Origin of the sequence: Parapedobacter sp. (assembly GCF_035556095.1) — a bacterium.
GTDB lineage: Bacteria > Bacteroidota > Bacteroidia > Sphingobacteriales > Sphingobacteriaceae > Parapedobacter.
This window is the reverse complement of the sequence record NZ_DATMFT010000022.1, coordinates 124385-144254: the sequence shown is the minus strand read 5'-3', so window position 1 is coordinate 144254 and position 19870 is coordinate 124385. Positions and strand designations below refer to the sequence as shown.

At 46.8% G+C, this 19870-nt stretch carries 19 protein-coding genes and 1 tRNA gene; 5 read left to right on the top strand and 15 right to left on the bottom strand.

The window, feature by feature from the left end; all coding sequences use genetic code 11:
• The first annotated feature begins 124 nt into the window (after window positions 1-124).
• Window positions 125-712, top strand: coding sequence for an RNA polymerase sigma factor (locus VNQ80_RS14525; RefSeq protein WP_325639868.1), 588 nt, complete (start codon window positions 125-127; stop codon window positions 710-712).
• Window positions 713-725: 13 nt separating this feature from the next.
• Here VNQ80_RS14525 and VNQ80_RS14520 read toward each other — a convergent pair whose 3' ends face one another.
• Window positions 726-1337, bottom strand: a complete 612-nt coding sequence (locus VNQ80_RS14520) for a 2'-5' RNA ligase family protein (RefSeq protein WP_325639866.1) — start codon at window positions 1335-1337, stop codon at window positions 726-728.
• Between the two features lie 229 nt (window positions 1338-1566).
• Between VNQ80_RS14520 and VNQ80_RS14515 the strand changes: the two genes are divergently transcribed.
• Both VNQ80_RS14515 and VNQ80_RS14510 read left to right on the top strand, forming a co-directional pair.
• Window positions 1567-3561 (top strand): tetratricopeptide repeat-containing sensor histidine kinase, encoded by a 1995-nt coding sequence (locus tag VNQ80_RS14515; protein ID WP_325639864.1) that lies wholly within the window; start codon window positions 1567-1569, stop codon window positions 3559-3561.
• Window position 3562: 1 nt separating this feature from the next.
• Entirely contained in the window at window positions 3563-4189 is a 627-nt protein-coding gene (locus VNQ80_RS14510; RefSeq protein WP_325639862.1) for a response regulator transcription factor, read from the top strand.
• 104 nt (window positions 4190-4293) lie between these two features.
• Here VNQ80_RS14510 and VNQ80_RS14505 read toward each other — a convergent pair.
• From VNQ80_RS14505 to VNQ80_RS14485, 5 genes are all read right to left on the bottom strand, one after another.
• A tRNA-Asp gene (locus VNQ80_RS14505) sits at window positions 4294-4370 on the bottom strand.
• A gap of 66 nt (window positions 4371-4436) precedes the next feature.
• Window positions 4437-5510 carry a peptide chain release factor 1 gene (prfA, locus tag VNQ80_RS14500; RefSeq protein ID WP_325639860.1) on the bottom strand — a complete coding sequence of 358 codons (1074 nt, stop codon included), beginning with the start codon at window positions 5508-5510 and terminating at the stop codon, window positions 4437-4439.
• Between the two features lie 143 nt (window positions 5511-5653).
• Complete coding sequence (locus VNQ80_RS14495) at window positions 5654-5983, bottom strand: multidrug efflux SMR transporter (RefSeq protein WP_325639858.1); 330 nt, start codon at window positions 5981-5983, stop codon at window positions 5654-5656.
• 76 nt (window positions 5984-6059) lie between these two features.
• Entirely contained in the window at window positions 6060-6659 is a 600-nt protein-coding gene (locus tag VNQ80_RS14490; protein ID WP_325639856.1) for a Crp/Fnr family transcriptional regulator, read from the bottom strand.
• Window positions 6647-7396, bottom strand: coding sequence for a UDP-2,3-diacylglucosamine diphosphatase (locus tag VNQ80_RS14485; RefSeq protein ID WP_325639854.1), 750 nt, complete (start codon window positions 7394-7396; stop codon window positions 6647-6649). The genes VNQ80_RS14490 and VNQ80_RS14485 overlap by 13 nt, the downstream gene beginning before the upstream one ends.
• Before the next feature lie 343 nt (window positions 7397-7739).
• Between VNQ80_RS14485 and VNQ80_RS14480 the strand changes: the two genes are divergently transcribed.
• Both VNQ80_RS14480 and VNQ80_RS14475 read left to right on the top strand, forming a co-directional pair.
• Complete coding sequence (locus VNQ80_RS14480; RefSeq protein ID WP_325639852.1) at window positions 7740-9881, top strand: prolyl oligopeptidase family serine peptidase; 2142 nt, start codon at window positions 7740-7742, stop codon at window positions 9879-9881.
• A gap of 25 nt (window positions 9882-9906) precedes the next feature.
• Window positions 9907-10188, top strand: coding sequence for a GNAT family N-acetyltransferase (locus VNQ80_RS14475; RefSeq protein WP_325639850.1), 282 nt, complete (start codon window positions 9907-9909; stop codon window positions 10186-10188).
• A 166-nt stretch (window positions 10189-10354) separates the two neighbouring features.
• On the opposite strand, the gene VNQ80_RS14470 is transcribed toward VNQ80_RS14475, so the two are convergent.
• The 9 genes from VNQ80_RS14470 to VNQ80_RS14430 all read right to left on the bottom strand — a co-directional run bounded on the left by VNQ80_RS14470 (window position 10355) and on the right by VNQ80_RS14430 (window position 19802).
• On the bottom strand, window positions 10355-11407 hold the full coding sequence (locus VNQ80_RS14470) for a TerC family protein (protein ID WP_325639848.1): 1053 nt from the start codon (window positions 11405-11407) through the stop codon (window positions 10355-10357).
• 1 nt (window position 11408) lies between these two features.
• Window positions 11409-12380: a polyprenyl synthetase family protein gene (locus VNQ80_RS14465; RefSeq protein WP_325639846.1), complete on the bottom strand. Its 972-nt coding sequence runs from the start codon at window positions 12378-12380 to the stop codon at window positions 11409-11411.
• A 75-nt stretch (window positions 12381-12455) separates the two neighbouring features.
• Window positions 12456-13019, bottom strand: a complete 564-nt coding sequence (locus tag VNQ80_RS14460; protein WP_325639996.1) for a DUF3109 family protein — start codon at window positions 13017-13019, stop codon at window positions 12456-12458.
• A gap of 23 nt (window positions 13020-13042) precedes the next feature.
• Entirely contained in the window at window positions 13043-13825 is a 783-nt protein-coding gene (locus VNQ80_RS14455; protein ID WP_414693003.1) for a DUF3108 domain-containing protein, read from the bottom strand.
• 30 nt (window positions 13826-13855) lie between these two features.
• A complete protein-coding gene (locus tag VNQ80_RS14450; RefSeq protein WP_325639844.1) occupies window positions 13856-14386 on the bottom strand; it encodes a DUF2480 family protein in 531 nt (176 codons plus the stop codon).
• A gap of 83 nt (window positions 14387-14469) precedes the next feature.
• Window positions 14470-16581 carry a peptidylprolyl isomerase gene (locus VNQ80_RS14445; RefSeq protein ID WP_325639842.1) on the bottom strand — a complete coding sequence of 704 codons (2112 nt, stop codon included), beginning with the start codon at window positions 16579-16581 and terminating at the stop codon, window positions 14470-14472.
• 144 nt (window positions 16582-16725) lie between these two features.
• Window positions 16726-17304, bottom strand: coding sequence for an LPS export ABC transporter periplasmic protein LptC (gene lptC, locus VNQ80_RS14440; protein ID WP_325639840.1), 579 nt, complete (start codon window positions 17302-17304; stop codon window positions 16726-16728).
• A 26-nt stretch (window positions 17305-17330) separates the two neighbouring features.
• Complete coding sequence (locus tag VNQ80_RS14435) at window positions 17331-18662, bottom strand: hypothetical protein (protein WP_325639838.1); 1332 nt, start codon at window positions 18660-18662, stop codon at window positions 17331-17333.
• Window positions 18663-18821: 159 nt separating this feature from the next.
• Window positions 18822-19802, bottom strand: a complete 981-nt coding sequence (locus VNQ80_RS14430) for a DUF6427 family protein (protein WP_325639836.1) — start codon at window positions 19800-19802, stop codon at window positions 18822-18824.
• Window positions 19803-19870: the final 68 nt, after the last annotated feature.

Genomic DNA, 19870 nt, shown 5'->3' with positions numbered 1-19870 from the left:
GAAAATTTTCCTTTTTTTTGACCTAGTTACATAATTATTGAAAGGAGAGCTGCTATAGGAAATACGACTACAAGAAAGAGATTACTTATTTGTTGAAAATAGTAAAAAGCGGGAGTAGCGTATTATGAAGCTTGAACAACGAACCGACCGAGAGCTTATCCGCCTGTATGTGGCGGGTGACGAAGCAGGCCTCGAGATTTTGATTGACCGATACAAGGCCAAATTATATACATCCATCTATCTATTGGTAAAAGATGAAACCCTAGCAGAGGATATTTTCCAAGATACCTTTATTAAGGTAATCAATACCCTGAGAAGCGGCCGCTATAACGAAGAAGGCAAGTTCCTGCCTTGGGTGATGCGGATAGCACATAACTTGGTCATTGATTATTACCGGAAAGAACGGCGTACGCCTGTGGTGGTAAACAGCGAAGGCTTTGATATTTTCGATGTACTGCAATTTTCAGATGAAAGTGCGGAAGCACGGATGATTCGCGAGCAGACCCATCGTGATCTGCGGCGTATGATACAACGCCTTCCGGACGACCAAAAAGAGGTGCTGATTATGCGTCACTATGGCGATATGAGTTTCAAGGAAATCGCAGCGGTTACCGAAGTCAGTATCAATACGGCGTTGGGCCGGATGCGTTACGCCCTCAATAATCTTCGCAAGATGATGTATGGTGATGAGGCAGCACTACGGGCCGGATAACCGTTGTGTGGTATCAGGCAAACAATTTCCCCTGCGTAAAAACAGGGGATAAGCCCAAAAACTCAAATTTCTGAACGGTTGAATAGACGTGTGTACCTACGCGGCGCTTCAACAATGTCATATTCCGTGCTCGAAATTCACCACGATAGTCAGTGCGGTTCCAAATGGGCCATAAACTCGCATTTTGCGATGGTGTCAGTTTTCTGGCAATCGTGATGTGGGGTTTGGTTACGAACCGGGCCACATGCCCCTTTACGCCGCTCACCAATGGACGGAGTGTGCGGCGATGCCTAGCGAGCAGTTGTAGGATAGGGATTGCTGATTTGACATCTACGAATAATGTATGGCCGAAGCTGCCAAACCCTTGCAGTTCCACGTCAAAAGGGTTTGCCATCTCGGCTATCCGATGAAATTCCCTAATCATGTGTTTCTCGTAGCTGCTATACTGGATAAACCGCATCAACGTTAGGTGACTTTTGGAAACAACCGCATTCGGATAGCGGTAGCTGTTGATAAAGTAGTGTTTGAAAGCCCGTAATTGTTTCTGTGCAAGACCGTTAGGCTCGATAATTAATAAGTACTCGTACAAGTGAAGGCCGTAATGCTGCTGATATATTATATTCATAACGTCTAATATTTTTAGTAAAAATACAAATAATTTTAGAAATTCAATCATTTAATTCAATAATATACTAAAATATTTAACATTTAATTCGAGGTGTTTTTCGAATGTGGCTGGAGAAAACACGTGTTTTCGTGGATTGTTTTTTCTGTTTGATGCGACTACCTTTGAAACGTTGGAGACCTCATATGAACCATCAAAGGCTCCATCTGACAACTGAAAATAAAAATAGATGAAATGGTTTGTTAGTTTGCTAATTGTAGGGGGGTGTTGTATCGGGGTATCTGCCCAGCAGGGTGAGTCTACTGGAGGTGCCTTTGCAGATAGCCTAGAGCAGCTTGTACGGCAATCGCCGGATGATAGTACGAAAATCGAGCGTTTGCTCGAACTGAGTTTTTTTTGGTCAGACCGCGACACCTCGAAGGCGTTCGGTTATATTGAGAAGGCAAGGCGGATTATGGGTGTAAATCCGAGTGCATATTACCAGGGTTTATTATGGCATCACCGTGCCAACGTGATCTATGCGCACGACATGGAGAAGGCCAAATCCTATTACCAGCGTGCCGCACATCTGCTGGCCGAATATTCGTTTCCACGGGCTTACGTGTATCAGTCAAAAGCGTGGAATAATTACGGTACCTTACTACAGGCACAGGATAGCGCGGCGAAATATTTAGACATTATTATTGAACGGGCGCTTCCCTACTCACGCATGGCGGGCGATAGTAGCGCGGTAAGCCAACATCTACAGAACATCGGGTTGATACTCGGCAATCTCAACGATTTCGAATCAGCAGCACAGTATTATCAGCAGGCGATACATACACTTTCTAATTTTTCGCATGCATATGAGAATAAGCTGACCGTATACGTAAATGCTGCGAAAAACGAGATGAATCTAGGCGATATCAATCAGGCAAAACGTTATTTGGACAGCGCCGAGGTACAGCTACACGCAGTACCTCATTCGACCTATGCCCCATATTACTACCGCACCGCAGGTTTTTATTTCCGGCGGATAAAGAACAAGGAGCGGGCATTGGCAACTTTTCACCGCGGGATTGCAATAGCCGAGGATTTGCTGGACGATTATTCCCTTCGTGATCTCTATTTTGAAATTTATGCGACTTACCGGGATTGGGGAGAGTATCTGAACGCGAAAAAGTACTTAGCAATTGCCGATACCCACGTACCGCATACCATCTCCCATAACCGGCTACTGCATGCCCGCGAAATGGCCAAAACAGAGTACCATCTCGGCAACTACAAGGTGGCGTTCGAACAAATGCGCGATTACGCGTTGGCCAAGGATTCGTTACAGGAGAGCGAGACTGCGTTGAAAATCCTGGCTCTTGAAAAAAAATTCCAAACGGTTGAACAGGAAAACGAAATCTTGAAATTGCAGGATGCAAATCGACGGCAGCAATCGGCAATTGACAGAAACCGGCTCTGGATTATGTTGCTTGTAGCGAGCCTGACCATCGCGCTAACGATCGCTTATTTTTCGTGGAAATTGGCACGTAGCAACCGCCGTGCTTTAGGTCAGCGGGAAAGACTGCATGAAGAAGAACTGCTCAACTTTAAACAACAGGAGCAAATCAAGCAATTCGACTCCATCCTACAAGGACAAGAAGAAGAACGAAACCGGATTTCGCGCGACCTGCATGATGGACTGGGCGGTTTGCTGGCGGGGGTGAAGCTGCGCTTATCGGCGGTAGCAACCAAAGAGCGGGAGCAGACGGCGGTGCAGAATAACGAGATGGAATCTGTAATCCGTGAGCTTGACCGGTCAGTTGATGAGTTGCGGCGGGTAGCTCGCAATTTGATGCCCGAGTCGTTGTTGTATATGGGATTGAAGCCGGCCTTAGCCGACTTGTGCGAATTTATGGATACCCCGGGGACTTCGGTGAAATTCCATGGGTTCTATCTGAGTACCACCTATCCGCAACCCGTTCTGATTGGCGTGTACCGGATTGTGCAGGAATTGCTCAATAATGCCATTAAACACGCCTGCGCCAGTCAGATCATCGTACAGTGCAGCGAGAACGATCGATCCCTTTCTTTAACAGTTGAAGATGATGGCTGTGGGTTTGATCCGCAGGAAGTGGGCAAAAAGGGGCTCGGATTAAAAAATGTGGAAAATCGGGTGGCAATATTGCGCGGCATGGTGGAAATAGATAGCTATCCCGGTCGCGGAACAACCATAAATATTGAAATACCGATTTGATATGGATAGTAATTTGTTGAACATCATTATCATCGACGATCACCCTGTTGTACTGCAGGGGTTCTCATTCATGCTGCAGGATATTCCCGGCATCCGGCTTGTAGAAACGTTTGCGGATGCCGATACCGGGTTGGCTTACATCGGGCGGGGGGCAGTAGATATCGTGCTCCTAGATATCAATATGCCCGGCAAAAACGGCATTGATGCTTGTTCGGAGATACAGCAGTTAAATCCCGCCTGCAAGGTTATAGCCATCAGCAATATCAATGAACACAGCATCATTCAGCGCATGCTACAGGCCGGGGCCTCAGGGTATCTGCTTAAGAATGCCTCCCGGGATGAAGTGGTGAATGCTATTCATGAGGTTGTTTCGGGTGGGATGGGCCTCAGCAATAACGTTCGGGAGATTATAGACGGTATAAAGTCGGGAGATTTACCGGTGGTTACCCGTCGCGAGAAAGAAGTGCTTTATTGGCTGGCACAGGGGTTGAACTCTGCGGAGATTGGTGAGAAAATTTTCATCAGTCCACTCACGGTGGAGAGCCATCGGCGCAACCTGCTTCAAAAATTTAAGGTAACCAATGTGGCTGCGCTCATCCACAACGCGATGGAGATGAAGTATATCTAAGATTAAAAATGTAAAACCGAAAGTCGGCTTCTTTTGATGATGTAGACGTAATAAGGCATAAACAAAAAGAGGTTGCCCTTTTGAGACAACCTCTCTTTTAAAACTGGCGGTCCGGACGGGACTCGAACCCGCGACCCCATGCGTGACAGGCATGTATTCTAACCAGCTGAACTACCGAACCTGCTTCCCTTTCGGGTCTGCAAATATAGCTTGTTTTATCTATTTGCAAACAAAAATTTTAAAATAATTAACCGGTGGCACCTTCTTTCATTTTCTCCGCATTTTCGGCAAACTGGAGGGCATCGATAATCTCTTGAATATCACCGTCCATCACTGCTGGCAAGTTGTACATGGTAAGCCCGATGCGGTGTTCGGTGACCCGGCCTTGCGGATAGTTATATGTCCGGATCTTGGCAGATCGGTCGCCTGTAGAAACCATCGTCTTCCGTTTAGCAGCGATATCGCCGTGTTTTTTCTGTACTTCCAACTCATAGAGTTTAGACCGCAGCATTTCCATGGCCAATTCCCTGTTGGCTAACTGAGAGCGTTCAACCTGGCATACCACCACGATGCCGGTGGGTTTGTGAGTGAGCTGAACCTTGGTTTCTACTTTATTTACGTTCTGTCCTCCGGCACCGCCTGAACGGGAGGTCTGCATTTCAATATCGGCAGGATTGACTTCCACATCCACCTCTTCTGCCTCTGGCAGTACGGCTACCGATGCGGCCGACGTATGCACCCTTCCTTGGGTTTCTGTATCAGGAACACGTTGCACGCGGTGTACACCCGACTCGTACTTCAATTGACCATAGACATCCTCTCCGGTTACCTTCAGGATAACTTCCTTATAGCCACCCGCCGTACCTTCGGTCACATCCATTACTTCGGTGCGCCAGCCTTTCTCCTCGAAAAAGCGACTGTACATCCGGTACAGGTCACCGGCAAAAAGGGCAGCCTCGTCCCCCCCGGTACCACCACGTATTTCCAATATAGCGTTCTTGGAGTCCTCGGGGTCTTTGGGAATGAGCATCAGGCGTATTTCTTCTTCTTTAGCTTCTTTCTGTTCCAATAAGATATCCAACTCCTCCTTGGCCATTTCGCGCAGTTCCTGGTCCTTTTCGTTAGCTAGGATATTTTTATTAGTGTCGATATTACTCACCATATTCTTATAGATGTGGTATTGATCGACAATTTTACCCAAGTCTTTGTATTCCTTGTTGAGCTGGGCGAAACGCTTCATATCGTTAATCGCTTCGGGGCTGCTCAATTCACGTTCCACCTCGTCCCAGCGGTCTTTTATGGCTTTTAATTTCTCTAACATAATGCCTTAATTGTGATTTCTGCCTTTGGTTGGGGTGTCCGTTCTCCAGATACCGAACAAAGACCGTATACCGTGCAGTAAAAACTAAGTGCAAAAGTACGTTTTTTTATGGTTTTCAGTCGGTAAATTGAACGACACTCCAATCAATGCGATGCAACAACCTTAAGACCGATGATGGAGCCGATGAGTGTGGTGATGAATATCAGTCGCCATAAGGTAGCAGGTTCGTTGAAGAAAATGATTCCCATCAATACCGTGCCTACCGCCCCGATACCGGTCCATACTGCATAGGCTGTACCCAAAGGCAGTGTCTGTGTGGCCTTAATCAACAAAACCATGCTTACCGTTAGACACACTGCGAAACTACCGTACCACAGGTACGATGCCGTCCCGGTGGTTTCTTTTGCTTTGCCTAGGCTTGTCGTAAAGCCGACTTCAAAAAGGCCGGCGATGATAAGGATAATCCAATTCATATGCTAATCTTTGTTAAATGTCAACAGTGCAAATATCCGCAATTAACAGGACTAACCTTTTTACAAATGATAAAAACTACTTGATATCCGCCCGAATACGGCTTAGAGTTACCTGGCTGATGCCAAGGTACGAAGCGATATAGCCTAATTGTACACGTTGGAGTAATTGGGGTTGTTTCTGCATAAGTTCGCGGTAACGTTCTGATGCTGTATTAAACAATTTGGACATCAGGCGTTCTTCGGTCTTTATCAATTCCTGCTCGGCTAACCGGCGGCCCCAATTTGCGACGTGTATATCCGAAGTGTACAGTTTATCGAGGTCACCGGTTTTTAGCTGGAGTAACCTGCTCGGTTCCAGCAATTCAATGTTTTCGTAGCCGGGCTGGTTTTCAATATAACTTTTTAGGGAAATCAGCACTTCCCCTTCGCTGTTAAAACAGAGTGTAGTGGTGTGATCTCCACGATGATAATAAACACGTGCGATACCCCGGACCATGAAATAAATATCACGTTCGAGTTTGCCGGCACTGAATAACAGATTGCCTTTTGGCAGGTCGATGACCCGGATAATATCGGTAAGTTTCACGAACGATTCGTGGGGAATAGCGAGCCCGCGGGTGAGTATAGCCTCCATAGCTTCGGGTGCAACCGATCCGTTGGGGATTACGCCGGCCATGTCTTCAACTCGAGTTCTCTGCCATCGAATACGGCGTAGGTATCATAGTTTATCCACTCACCCAGATTGATGTACCTACTGCCTTTGGGTAATACGAGGTCAATCGGTAGGTGGCGATGGCCGAAGATGAAATAATCATAATAGTGGTGTTCGAGGAGTTCTTTCGCATACACTACAAGCCATTCGTTAGCTTCCCCCTGAAACGTTTCCTGTCCGCCTGAAGCAATACGGCTATGGGCCGACCATCGTTGGGCTATCCCGATACCCAGATTGGGGTGGAGCCGGGCAAACAACCACTGGCAAAATCGGCTGCGGAATATATTCTTGAGAATTTTGTACGTGCGATCACCCGGTCCCAACCCGTCGCCATGGTGCAGATAGAATGTTTTGCCGTTCCGCTCAATAACTAGTTCGTCGTCGACAATGCTTGCGCCAAGCTCATTTTTCAGGTAGCCGAACATCCACATGTCATGATTGCCTTTAAAAAGGGTGATTTTCACGCCTACGTCGGCCAGCTCGGCCAATTTACCCAAAAACCGGATGTAGCCTCTGGGTACTACTGTGGCATACTCAAACCAAAAATCAAAGACATCGCCCATCAAGTATAATTCGGCGGCGTCGGCCTTGATGTGGTCGAGCCAGGCGACGATACGCGCTTCCCGTTCCCGCGTTGCGGAACGGGGATGTGCGCCCAAGTGGAAGTCGGAAGCAAAATAAACTTTATCGCGTATTGCCATGCGGCCAAACTTAGATAAATTATTGATATCTTGTTCGTTTTTTCGGCATCAATGAGATCGCTACGCTAAGTTATTGATATCTTGTTCGTTTTTTCGGCATCAATGAGATCGCTACGCTAAGTTATTGATATCTTGTTCGTTTTTTCGGCATCAATGAGATCGCTACGATAAGTTTCTTTTATATGCAATATGGTCACTTGGCGTGCCAAGAAAGTTCATTGATTTACCTTCGGTGAGCTCCGAGTGCTGTTCTCCGCGACCGCGGGAGGTTTTCTACAGCGGAAAATTAAAAAATTCTTGTAGCTTTGCTTTAGTCGGATGGGTTATCGAAGACTATTGCACCATGAATAAAAATTTAAAACTTATCGTATTGGCTACGATTGTTACCGCCTGTCAAAACCAGCAGGCTATCCAGCCTGCAGAAGAGATCAGTCTTCTACCTTATCCGGCAACGGGAAAAGGAGATGTAACAGATGATTATTTCGGCACGGAGGTGCCAGACCCTTACCGCTGGCTTGAAAACGATATGGCGGATGATACAAAGGCGTGGGTATCGGAGCAAAATAAGGTAACCGAAGCCTATCTGGAGCAAATCCCTTTCCGTGATGCGATTTATAAGCGATTGGAAAAACTGTGGAATTACGAAAAATTCTCCGCACCGTTTAAAGAGGGTGATTATACCTATTTCTACAAGAACGACGGGTTGCAGAACCAAAGTGTGCTGTACCGCCAGAAAGGCGAAGATGGTAATGTGGAGGTTTTTCTTGATCCAAATAAATTTTCGGAAGATGGCACCACGTCCCTAGCCGGTATCGCATTTTCACGCGATGGTAGCCTAGTTGCTTACCAGTTGTCGGAAGGCGGTTCCGACTGGCGTAAAGTTGTCGTTATTCGGGCGGAAGACAAGTCTATAGTAGGTGACACGTTGGTAGACGTGAAGTTCAGCGACCTGGCATGGCGCGGCAATGAAGGGTTTTATTATAGCAGCTACGATAAGCCTGACGAAGGCAGTACACTTTCGGGGGTGACTGATCAGCATCAGCTTTTCTTCCATAAACTTGAGGCCCCGCAAAACGAAGACACGCTTATCTTTGGCGGTTCGAGCACTCCCCGGCGTTATATCGGTGGATACCTCACCGAAGATGAGCGATTCCTCATTATCACCGCAGCTAATACAACCAGCGGTGGCGAATTATATATCCAGGATTTATCCAAATCGGGCAGTCCCATTGTAAATGTGGTCAATAATTTTGAAAAAGACCACGCGATTATCGACAACGACGGCGATAGGTTGTTTATTTACACAAACCTAGATGCACCAAACGGAAAAATCGTTACGGTTGATGCCGATAATCCGAAGCCGGAAAACTGGGTGGACTTAATTCCCGAAGCCAAGCATGTGCTTAATGCTGGCACTGGTGGCGGTAAGATCTTTGCGAATTACCTAAAGGATGCGACGTCTATGGTGTTGCAATATGACCGAAGCGGGAAACTTGAGCGTACCATTGAACTGCCAGATGTGGGTTCGGCAGGGGGCTTCAGTGCGAAAACAACGGACACGGATTTGTATTATTCGTTTACTTCTTATGTGTATCCACCTACCATTTTTAAATATGATATCGCTTCGGGCGAATCCGAATTATATAAAGCGTCGGGTGTGGATTTCGATCCAACGCAGTATGAATCCAAACAGGTGTTTTATACTTCCCAAGACGGCACGAGGGTACCGATGATCATCACGCATAAAAAAGGACTTGTGCTTGATGGAAGCAACCCGACACTACTTTATGGATACGGAGGTTTCAACATTAGCCTGACACCTTCATTCAGCACATCTAATATTATTCTGCTTGAGCAGGGAGGTGTATATGCCGTAGCTAATCTGCGTGGCGGTGGTGAGTATGGCCAGAAATGGCATGAAGCCGGCACAAAACTCCAGAAGCAAAATGTATTTGACGACTTCATTACAGCCGCTGAATACCTCATTGATGAAGGATATACGTCACCCGGAAAGCTGGGTATCGCAGGTGGTTCCAACGGTGGTTTGCTGGTGGGGGCGGTTATGACACAGCGGCCTGAATTGTTCAAAGTGGCCCTGCCGGCTGTGGGTGTGTTGGATATGCTGCGTTACCATAAGTTTACGGCGGGGGCAGGATGGGCTTACGATTACGGGACTGCCGATGATAATGCCGAAATGTTTAACTATTTGCATATGTACTCGCCTTACCATGCGCTGAAAGCCGGTACGGCTTACCCGGCAACGATGGTTACCACGGCGGATCATGACGACCGCGTGGTTCCCGCACACTCGTTTAAGTTTGCCGCGCGCTTGCAGGAATACCACGCGGGACCAAATCCTGTGCTCATCCGTATTGAAACAAAGGCGGGGCATGGCGCAGGTAAACCCACGGCCATGATTATTGCTGAGCAGGCCGATAAATGGGCATTCCTGTTTCAAAATACGGAAACTGCCTATACCGAATGACGAAGTAATTCAAATAAGGGAGCAAATGGAAATTAAACGAGATGACAACGGGAAAAAGGGACAATTCACGGCTTTGGTGGATGAAGAAAAAGCGGGTTTAATGACCTATACATGGGCAGGTGAACATAAATTTATCATTGACCATACCGAAGTGAGCCCCGATTTTTCAGGGCAAGGAATCGGCAGAAATCTGGTGATGGAAGCGGTGGAATTTGCTCGTGAAAATGGGCTCAAAATTCTGCCTCTATGTCCTTATGCAAAAAGTGTTTTTAAGAAAACCCAAGATATACAAGACGTATTATTCTAGCGCGCATTAGTCCCACTGCCAATCACCCCCAATACGTAGTGCCTCTTCGAGGTTGTTGTCTATCATCAGTTTCCAAGCGAAGTATCCTACGGCAGCGGCGATACGGCCGATTTCGCCAAACAACGGCCGAAGTACAGCTAACGCGCAATGGCTTCATGTCCGCGTATTAGGACTGTGGTATCTTTTTCTTAGGAAAAATGAGCGATGCAGCCACACTGATGAATAATATCGACACAATGATGATCAACGAGTGTGAAGTTGTAAAGCCAATACCTGATAGCCAATCATGCAAAAGCATTTTCGCCCCAATGAATACCAGCAGGAACGAAAGACCGGTTTTGAGGTAATGGAATTTATGGATGATGTTGACCAACAGGAAAAACATGGACCGCAATCCGAGAATCGCGAAGATGTTGGAGAAGAATACGATATAGGGGTCTTTGGTTACCGCAAATATGGCTGGAATGGAATCGACGGCAAAGATGAGGTCGGTAAATTCAATGACCAGTAAAACCAAAAACAAAGGTGTAACGTACCGTTTTGCATTCTCCCTATGGAAGAACTTTCCGTTTACGAAGGTGGGATACACAGAGAAATACTTCGACGCAAATTTGACTACCGTATGGTTTTGGGGATCAATTTCTTCTTCTTGGTTTCGATGGATAAACATCATGATGCCTGTGTACACCAGGAACAGACCAAATATATAAAGTATCCATCCGAATTGACTGATCAATGCTGCGCCCAAAAAGATAAAGAGGAAGCGAAGTACAATAGCACCTATAATCCCCCATACCAGTACCTTATGATAATATTGGGTTGGTACACCGAATGAGCTGAAAACCAGTACCATGACGAATATGTTGTCGACGGAAAGCGCATACTCGACTACATAGCCCGTGATGTATTCGAGCGCGAGGTTGCGGCGGTATAGTTCCAAGCTAGCAAGAAAGTCGTCAGGTATTAGGCGGATATTATGTAAGTGCTTTTCTGTAACCTCCGCCAAGCGGGCAAAATCTTCGATATTATGCAGTTCATGGCCCCAAATACGTAGAATGACGTAAAAACCGAGGGCAAAGCTCACCCATACCGCGCTCATAATGGCGGCTTGTTTAAAGCTTACTGCCGAGTTGCTTTTACTAAACAGGCCAAGGTCTATAGCCAGCATGAGAATGATGAAAAGTAAAAAGCCACCAAAAAATAGAAGTTCGTTGCTCATATTATTTATTTCTTTCGGTTGTATATCTTACAAGTTGTTCTAAGCCATGGCGGTAAGCATTGTCGGGCAGATGGGTGAGGATGTTAAAAGCCTCTTGTTGGTATGCCAACATTTGCGAAGAGGCATATTCCATGCCGCCATTTGCCTTTACAAAGGCAATTACTTCGGTTACTTTCTGGGAGTCGTCGTTGTGATTTTTAACCAAGTTGATGATCCGTTGTTTTTCCGGTTTACCCACTTGTTTCAATGCATGGATCAGTGGTAACGTGAGTTTCTTCTCCTTAATGTCGTTGCCCAGCGGCTTTCCGACATCGTCTATGCCGAAGTCGAACAAGTCATCTTTTATTTGAAACGCCATGCCCACTTTTTCACCAAACTGGCGCATCTGTTCGACTGTCGCATCATCGGCACCTGTTGACGCAGCCCCACATGCACAGCAAGATGCGATTAGCGAAGCTGTTTTCTGTCGGATAACCTCAAAATAGATCGATTCATCGATGTCCATGCGTCGGGCTTTTTCGAGTTGCAACAATTCGCCTTCGATGATCTGTTGGACGGCATCACTCACAATCTTGAGCATACCGAAATCGTCGTTTGCAAGTGATAACTGCATGCCTTTGGCCAACAGGAAATCGCCTACCAGCACCGCAACTTTATTTTTCCAAAGTGCATTCACCGAGAAGAAACCACGTCGCACATTGGCATTATCCACCACATCATCGTGCACCAATGTTGCCGTATGCAAAAGCTCTACGAGTGCTGCGCCACGATGGGTGGCGTCATTGATTTCACCGCAAGATCCCGCTGAAAAAAAGACAAACATCGGACGCATTTGTTTGCCCTTACGCTTTACGATGTAATGGGTGATGCGGTCGAGTAGCGGAACGGAGCTCCGCATCGATTCCTTGAATTTATCTTCAAAAATTGTCAGTTCCCTTTCAATGGGCCTTTGTATTTCGCTTAGTTTGAGCATGTAAAACGGTCGGCAGCCATGAATTTAACTTGTCTGTTTCAAAACGGCGCAAGATACTAAGAAATCCACAATAACCTATAGCAGCGCCACCGATTCTTCCAATTCATCGTACCATTGCTGGCCGTATTTACGGACGAGCGGTTCCTTTAAAAAAGTATAGACCGGCACTTGCAGTTCGCAACCTAAGGAGCAGGCCGCATGGCAGATATGCCAGCGATCGTAATGCAGCACGTCGAATTCGGGGTAGGCTGTTGTACGGATCGGGTAGAGGTGGCAGGAGAGCGGCTTCCGCCAGTCGATTTCACCATTTTCATATGCTTTTTCGATAGCACATTTAGTGATTCCGTTTTCCCAGGTCACATAGGCACATTCCTTATGGCCATCCACGCAGGGTGTAGTGAAATCACCGTCAGTATCAACAACGTGCGTACCATGCTCTTCAACCGTGGCGATTCCCTTTTCGGTCATGTATGGCTGCACTTTTGGATACACAGCTGCCAGCACATCGAGTTCTTTTTGTTCGAGGGGCGCACCCGCATCACCTTCCACACAGCAAGCACCGCGGCATTTGCTGAGGTTACATACAAACTCTTCCTTTATCAGTTCTTCACTCACCAATACGGGGCCTACTTCAATCATCATGATCGGTCGTGTTCTTTTTGTCAATTCGCGGGTTCGCCGAGTGGGTATTTCAGTCCTTTTGCGTCGGTCAATTCCAACGTTACCGATCCCACTAAGATTTCCACTTGGGCCTTCACAGGTATGCGGTTGCCATCGTTGGTCACCCAGAGGTATAGACGGCTATCTTTTCGGAAAATCCGGCCAGGTTTTATCTCCGGACTGAATTTAAGACACTCCAGCGTGCCCAGTGATGTTTTAATTGTTTCTACACCAATATACTCAATGCCAAGCGTAGCTATTTCATCGTTGAGGAAATAGGTGAGTTTGAACGACTGTCCTTTTTTTACGTTGGATAAATCGAGATTACGCGCGAAGTAATAGGCCGACAAAAGGTCGAACGTCTGGGCCGATGGACTCTTGAACGTACCCTTATTACCTTTAACGGTTTGGTTGCGGTGATTGAAACTCACAATGTCTGTACGGCGGTAGCTGCCCTCCCGGATGTTTTCGGTATAGTAATGCGGAAGGAAGGTACGCGAATCGATATAGGAGTTGTAGCGGTTATCCACGGTAAAAAAGATGCTAAATGCACTGGAAGTTTGTCCGCGAGCCGAAAGATGGTAACTTTGCGGACTGCTGAATTGGATTTTCGAATCTTCCACCGTCAATGTCCCGGTAGCTGCCGATATCATACCGTAACGCAAGCGGTAACTGAGCTCTTCGCCTGCTTGGAAGGCAGGCTCCTTAAGGTAGGGGAGCGACTGCCCATGCGTTAGAAAAACCGAAGCGAGCACGGCCCAAATGAGGATAAGCATCTTCTTCATATCCTGAAATATACAAATAAAATGCCGCTTTTACCCATTGGTTACGGATACTTTGCGTTTGAAGACAGGTACGGTAGAACAGGGTTCGCCATACATAATGCTTTTGGCTACTTTACTTACCATCGTGGTGAATTTGACAAAAGCGGATTCGGGTATCTCGATATCGCCACACCCTTTTACCACCACCCGCTGGTCGCGGTAATGTTCCATATCTAGCTTTTCCAATGCCCGTTCATAAAGTACCGTCTCCAAGGTGGCAACATCGCCGAAAACGATATCCGTTGCGTAAGGTTCTAATCGGTTGGCGAGGAGCATATACGCCCAGGTAGGAACAATGGCATCTGCCGAGCAGGTAATGGCCACAAACTTACCCTGATATTGCTGCCAATCGTGGGTGTTTACAAATTCCCTGAAGTCCTTCTCACGCAAGATAAGGCCTTGAAACAGGTTGTCTTTGATGTCGTAGACCACCCGTTCACCCTTGGGGGAGAAACTAGCAAGATCTACGGTCATCAGTCCGCTCTGCGCCACTTTATTTACAATGGTTTCCTGTATTTTCATCTCGTTTCAATCATCACAAAAAATCCGGATAACGGATGCCGTTACCCGGATACAAAGGTACGAAATAAAGTTCAGTGCTCGCCTTAAAAGAACCGGGCACGATTGTCGACAATGTCGGCCTTGTCTTGCAATGCTTGGAACGCCAATGACCAGATACGCTGTGACACCGACTGAGTTAGCTGTTGCTTTTGCGCAGTGAGGTCTGTAGGAGCGTCAGGATTTACGAATCCGCTCACTTCAACTACGTACACACCTTGCGAGCCCCTAATGGGTTTCGACGGTTGCTTGGGTTGCAATCCGAAGACCGTGCCCACCACCGTATTTTCTTGGGCCACTCCCGGGATAACCGGGTTGGCGAACACAATGTTTTCTGCTAAGGCTGGGGTTTTACCCAATTTTTGGCCAATCTGCGCGAGGCTGGTTGCGCCGTTGGCAGCCTCTTCGGCTTGGGTAATCAGTTTTTTTGCCTTCACCCGATTGCGCACCACATCTTCTATGTCACTTTTTACGGCAGCCAATGGCAATTGGCCCTTCTCGCGTACGCCAGTGAGTTTTGCCACGATATAATGATTTTCAGATTCATATATTTTGTCGGTGACATCGCCCTTGTCAGCATCGAAAGCCCAACGTAAGAGTTCGCGAGGTACCTCAGTGCCCATCAGATTCGTTTCCATGGCGGTTACATCGTCGGCCTTTTGTACAGACAACCCTTGCTGGGTAGCCGCTTCTTCGAAATCTGAACTGCCGATTTGGCCGAAGAATTGAGTTGCTTGCCGATAGGCAGCTTCCAACGTCTCCCGGCCACTATTTACCTGCTTATCGATGATAGCGGCTTTGACAAATCGCGATGAACCGATCTGATCTTCGACGTTGATGATATGGATTCCAAATTGAGAGGTAGCAATGACCACTTCGCCTTTCTTCGCCCCAAACGCTGCTTTTTCAAATGCAGGAACCATCATGCCCCGCCCGAATGTACCTAACTCACCTCCGTTTATTTTGCTGCCTTCGTCTACACTGAATTGGATGGCTAACGCGGCAAAGCTTTCGCCGTTTTCAATCAATGTCTTGATAGAGTCGGCTTTAGCAGTTGCCTTGTCTACACCGCCTTCGATAGCGGGGTTGAGCAGAATGTGGCTGGCTTTTACCGAATCGGGGCCAACCAACGACTCCACCACCTTTGCGATTTCAAACCGCCCATTGGCGAGCACGGGACCAACTGTCGTACCTACAGCTGCACCAAACAACAAGGTATCTAATGCAGGTCCGAGTTCACCCTGCTTGCGGAAGATGTAGGGATATTTTGTATCGGAATTGACAGCAGCGAATAAGGAGTCTGTTTTCGTTTCTACTAACTGTGCTTTGAGTTCCTCGATGGTGGTTTGTACCCGAACGGTATCCTGGGCGGTAGGGCTAGCATCGAATACCACGTATTCCAAACTGCGAGTTTCTTCGCGGTTTTGGAAAACTCCTTTGTTCTCGTTGTAATATGCCTGATAGTCTTTTTCGGTAATGGTTATGGCGCTATCGGCTAGTGATTGGTAATCGAGCAATATGTATTCAAAATTAGCCAATTTATTACGTTGACTATAAGCTTCATTCGCCTCAAGTGATGTTACGTAAATGCTGTTGCTGACGAGATTGGTGTATTTGGTGCTCAGCCGTTCGTCAATGACATTTTGCAAGAGTGCTTCCCATTGCCCGTGTGCTTCGTGGCCTTGTGGTAAGGTGTTCACCTGTGAAATGAACATGCTGAGTTGATCGCGGTCAAACTGGCCCGTTTGTGGGTTCCGAAATGCCTGCTGGATTTGCATGGAGGGGTCGTCGCCCTGCACGAGGTCATTCAGTTCTGTTCCCCCAACAGAAAGGCCAATACGTTGGACTTCACTTTTCAGCAATTCACGGTTTAAGTATTGGCTCCAAACCTGTTGCACCGCCCACGTCTTCATCTGTGGACTCAAGTTGCCGCCGCCCATCTGCTGCCGGAACATTTCAGAGGTTTGGTCTACCTGTGCATTAAATGCGTTGATATCAATGGTCTCGCCGTTGATGCTGCCAACCTGGTTTTGGTTGCGAGCCCAAAACGGCGTACCGTAGCTGATTATATCCCCTAATAAAAACGCAACAATCGCAAAACCAATAAAGAAAACGATCACCGTTCCCGCGCGGTTGCGTAAATAATTCATCAATCCCATAGCCTGTGTAAAACTGTTTTTTTTAGCTGTTATATTATTGTGTCAAATTCTTGTTTTCAGGTGGTTGCATCCACATTTTTAAACGAGGCGCAAGATACGACTTTTATCAAAAAAAGCGTAAAAAGTTAAATAAAATGCAGATGCTTATCGGAAAGCAGGTCCCTGTCCTGGTTGCAAATAATGCAACGCTGTCATATTGTCGATATAAACGTCAGTGAAATCCCCGTTTGATGTGAAGTAATCGCCCCGCAAATTGTCGCCATCCTTAAAGAAAGCGGTAACGGGTACGTTGTTGTAGAAGGTGTTCTCCTTTTGATCGTGGATGAGTTCCTCTGTCTTGATAACGGCCCCGTCGGCCCGGGTAATAATCACGTTGTCTCTGAATTCGATTAGTTCTTCTTTCTCCTTCTGGATGGCATAATCGGATGTGATGCGTTGGGTTTCCACACTGTTTTCGTCATAAAAAACGATGGTAACACCCTTCTGGAATTCATAATAAGGTTCTTCAACGTTGTAGTGGCGCATTTCGGGTGCCGTCATCTGGGCTTTCACTAACGCTGAATCGCTATATACAACGGTTACGCCCAATGATATATCTACAGGTTCTTCCGCTTGTATCGCGGCAATGCGGTCCACTTCTTTGAGGTCGGTCTCGCAGGCACTTAGCAACACGATGCCCAATAGGGCATATATACTGAAGATCCTTGTATTTTTGCTAAGCATACCCATCTCATGATGATGCGGATCCGCTAATCGTAGTACCTGCGTCTAAACCAACTATCGTTTAGCGTAAATCCTAAGTTGAAGTTAATATAACGTTCGCGCACCAAGTTGTTGGATAAAGTACCCATTTGGCCGAATTCGGTAGCGAAGTTGATTTTATAGAATGATGAGCCAAACAGAGAAGGCAACGGAAAGCCGAAGCCCACGGTCAACGCCATCCGGTTAATGTCTTGATTGTCGATATTGATGTGTGATTTGTCGTACTTGAAACCGAGCCGGTAGTCCACCACACCGAAGTAATTCACCGATGTTACGTCGGGCGTTATTTGGCCGCCGACGGCAAACCCATAGCTATCTGTCAAATGTGGGTTGCTGTCGCCTACCCGATAATCGCTCCACTTGGCATAATTGAAGTCACCACCAACCAGCCAGTTATTGCCTTTGGCGATACTGAATCCGACGCTGTGTTTCATGGGCATGGTAATCCGTTGCTTTAAGCCCTCGTCTACGGAAACGGTATCTACCGGAAGATTTTCTTGATCATCCTCTACACTTGTTGGAGTGCGTGTAATGACCCGGGAGGTGCTGGTATTCAACGGTGAGCCTGCGGTACCCGTGTAACCGACAGTCAAGTTGACGTTGTTACCGAGGGGTTGGAAATACTGCACCCCATAATCAAAACTGAATCCCTTCACGTATTGGCTACTGTCTGTCCGCACATTCAGTGCGCCTACATCACCGGGGAATTCAATCGAGTTTATCCGCTCAAGCGTACCGAAAATATACGAAGCATTGACTCCTACACTGAAATTTTTCGTGATTTGGATGCCATAGCCGAGGTAAGCTTTCGTGGTGCCGCCTGCACCGGCATAGACGGTACGGATATCGGTGGTGTCAATAGTTCCCGGAATAGCGTAACTGAAACCGACATCAGAAAACGGCATAATACCGAAACTGATGCCACCCGGACGGCCTAAAGGTATGCCGAAATTGATATGGCTAAGGGAAAAATTGTATGAATTTTCAACCAAGTCGTTCTTGCTCAGTTCGGTAATGTTACCGAATAGACCCACATCGATCGTGGTAAGTCCTAACGCTGAGTACGAAGCCGGGTTGCCTACGTTAATGTTGCCATACCCGTTTAAATAGCGAATGCCGGTGGTAATACCACCCATCGCGCGTGCCTGTGGCAACGCATCACCGCGCATCTCTCCCAGTCCGTACCGTGAATACGGTGAACTGGTGGTAGCGCGTTGCGCTTGCGTCGTTGTTGAAAACAGGAGTAATAAGGAGAGCGTGAAGGCGCCAGGGATGAAGCGTGCGGTTGTATAAAGGGACTTCGATATGCGGTGCTGCATGTGTTAATTTAAAAACGGGACGATGATGTCGATGAATACCTATTAATTGACAATCAGTAAATTTAATAACCAGAAAAATGTATGCAAAGCTATCTAATTTTTAGTTGCCACAGGACATCCTTTTTGTTAAAAAAGGTTAAACCATTGCTTATAAATCAATTAGAAGAACTGAAAATAAATGATAGTGAGCAGTAGTAAGGTAAATATGCTTTCGTAAAACCATCGTTTCGTGGCGTAACTGAAATAGTAGGTCATGTAAATGGCAATCGGTGGGGCCGCAAGCAGAAAGTGGTTTATAGACCAGTCGGCGTTGAGGTAAAACGAAACTGCGGCTAACGCAAACATGCAAAACAGCAACTGGAATGATTTACGTATGTGAACTACGCTTTTGAAAAGGTTCTGTTTGAGGGTGATGATAAAAAGTACCATGATGGCTATCAAGGGTATTAGCACCAGATAGTCATAAATATCAATGTGGATCGACGTTGGAAAAGGATAGGTGAGTGGTAGCCAAATTTCGTAAAATTCATCCATCCGATCAAACCATAAATAGACCACGCCAAGCAAGAAATAGACCGTACCGAAACCAACGGGTGCAGCCACCCACTCGCGCCAACTGAACGGCCGGAAAATCATCAGGCTACACCACAGGAGCACCAGCATCACAATGAAGGGGAAATAAACCAGACTGCCTAGGGCAACGATCATGCCCAGGTCAAACATCAACGGCTTGATTTCCGTGCGGCGATAGGTGCTAAGCAACTTGTCCAGCATCCAGATGGTCAGAAAATTGCAAATCAGTATCGGCGACAGCACCAGGAAAGGTAGCATGAGGCTCGCCAACGTCATATACATTAAAGCAGGCAGGAAGCTAGACCGGCCCACCAGGTTAAAGCGGTTCACAATTGCATTGACCAACAGCGCCTGAACAATAGTGAGCCCTAGTGTAATGAGTACATTGACTTGCGGCGATATGATTTCAGGCGACAGCTTGCCGGTGAAATTGCTGATGGCGGGCTCGAAAAACACCGGCATAAGATTATCGGGCAGATGCAAAAACACTCCTAAACAGAGCACAAGCCCTACAACAGACAAAATCAGAATGTTTAACGGTGTGTATTTGCGAAACTGATTGATCATTTTGTATACGCCCGATGGCGTTACAAGTATAGTAGTTAATTGACAATTGACCGATGAAAATTGAAAAT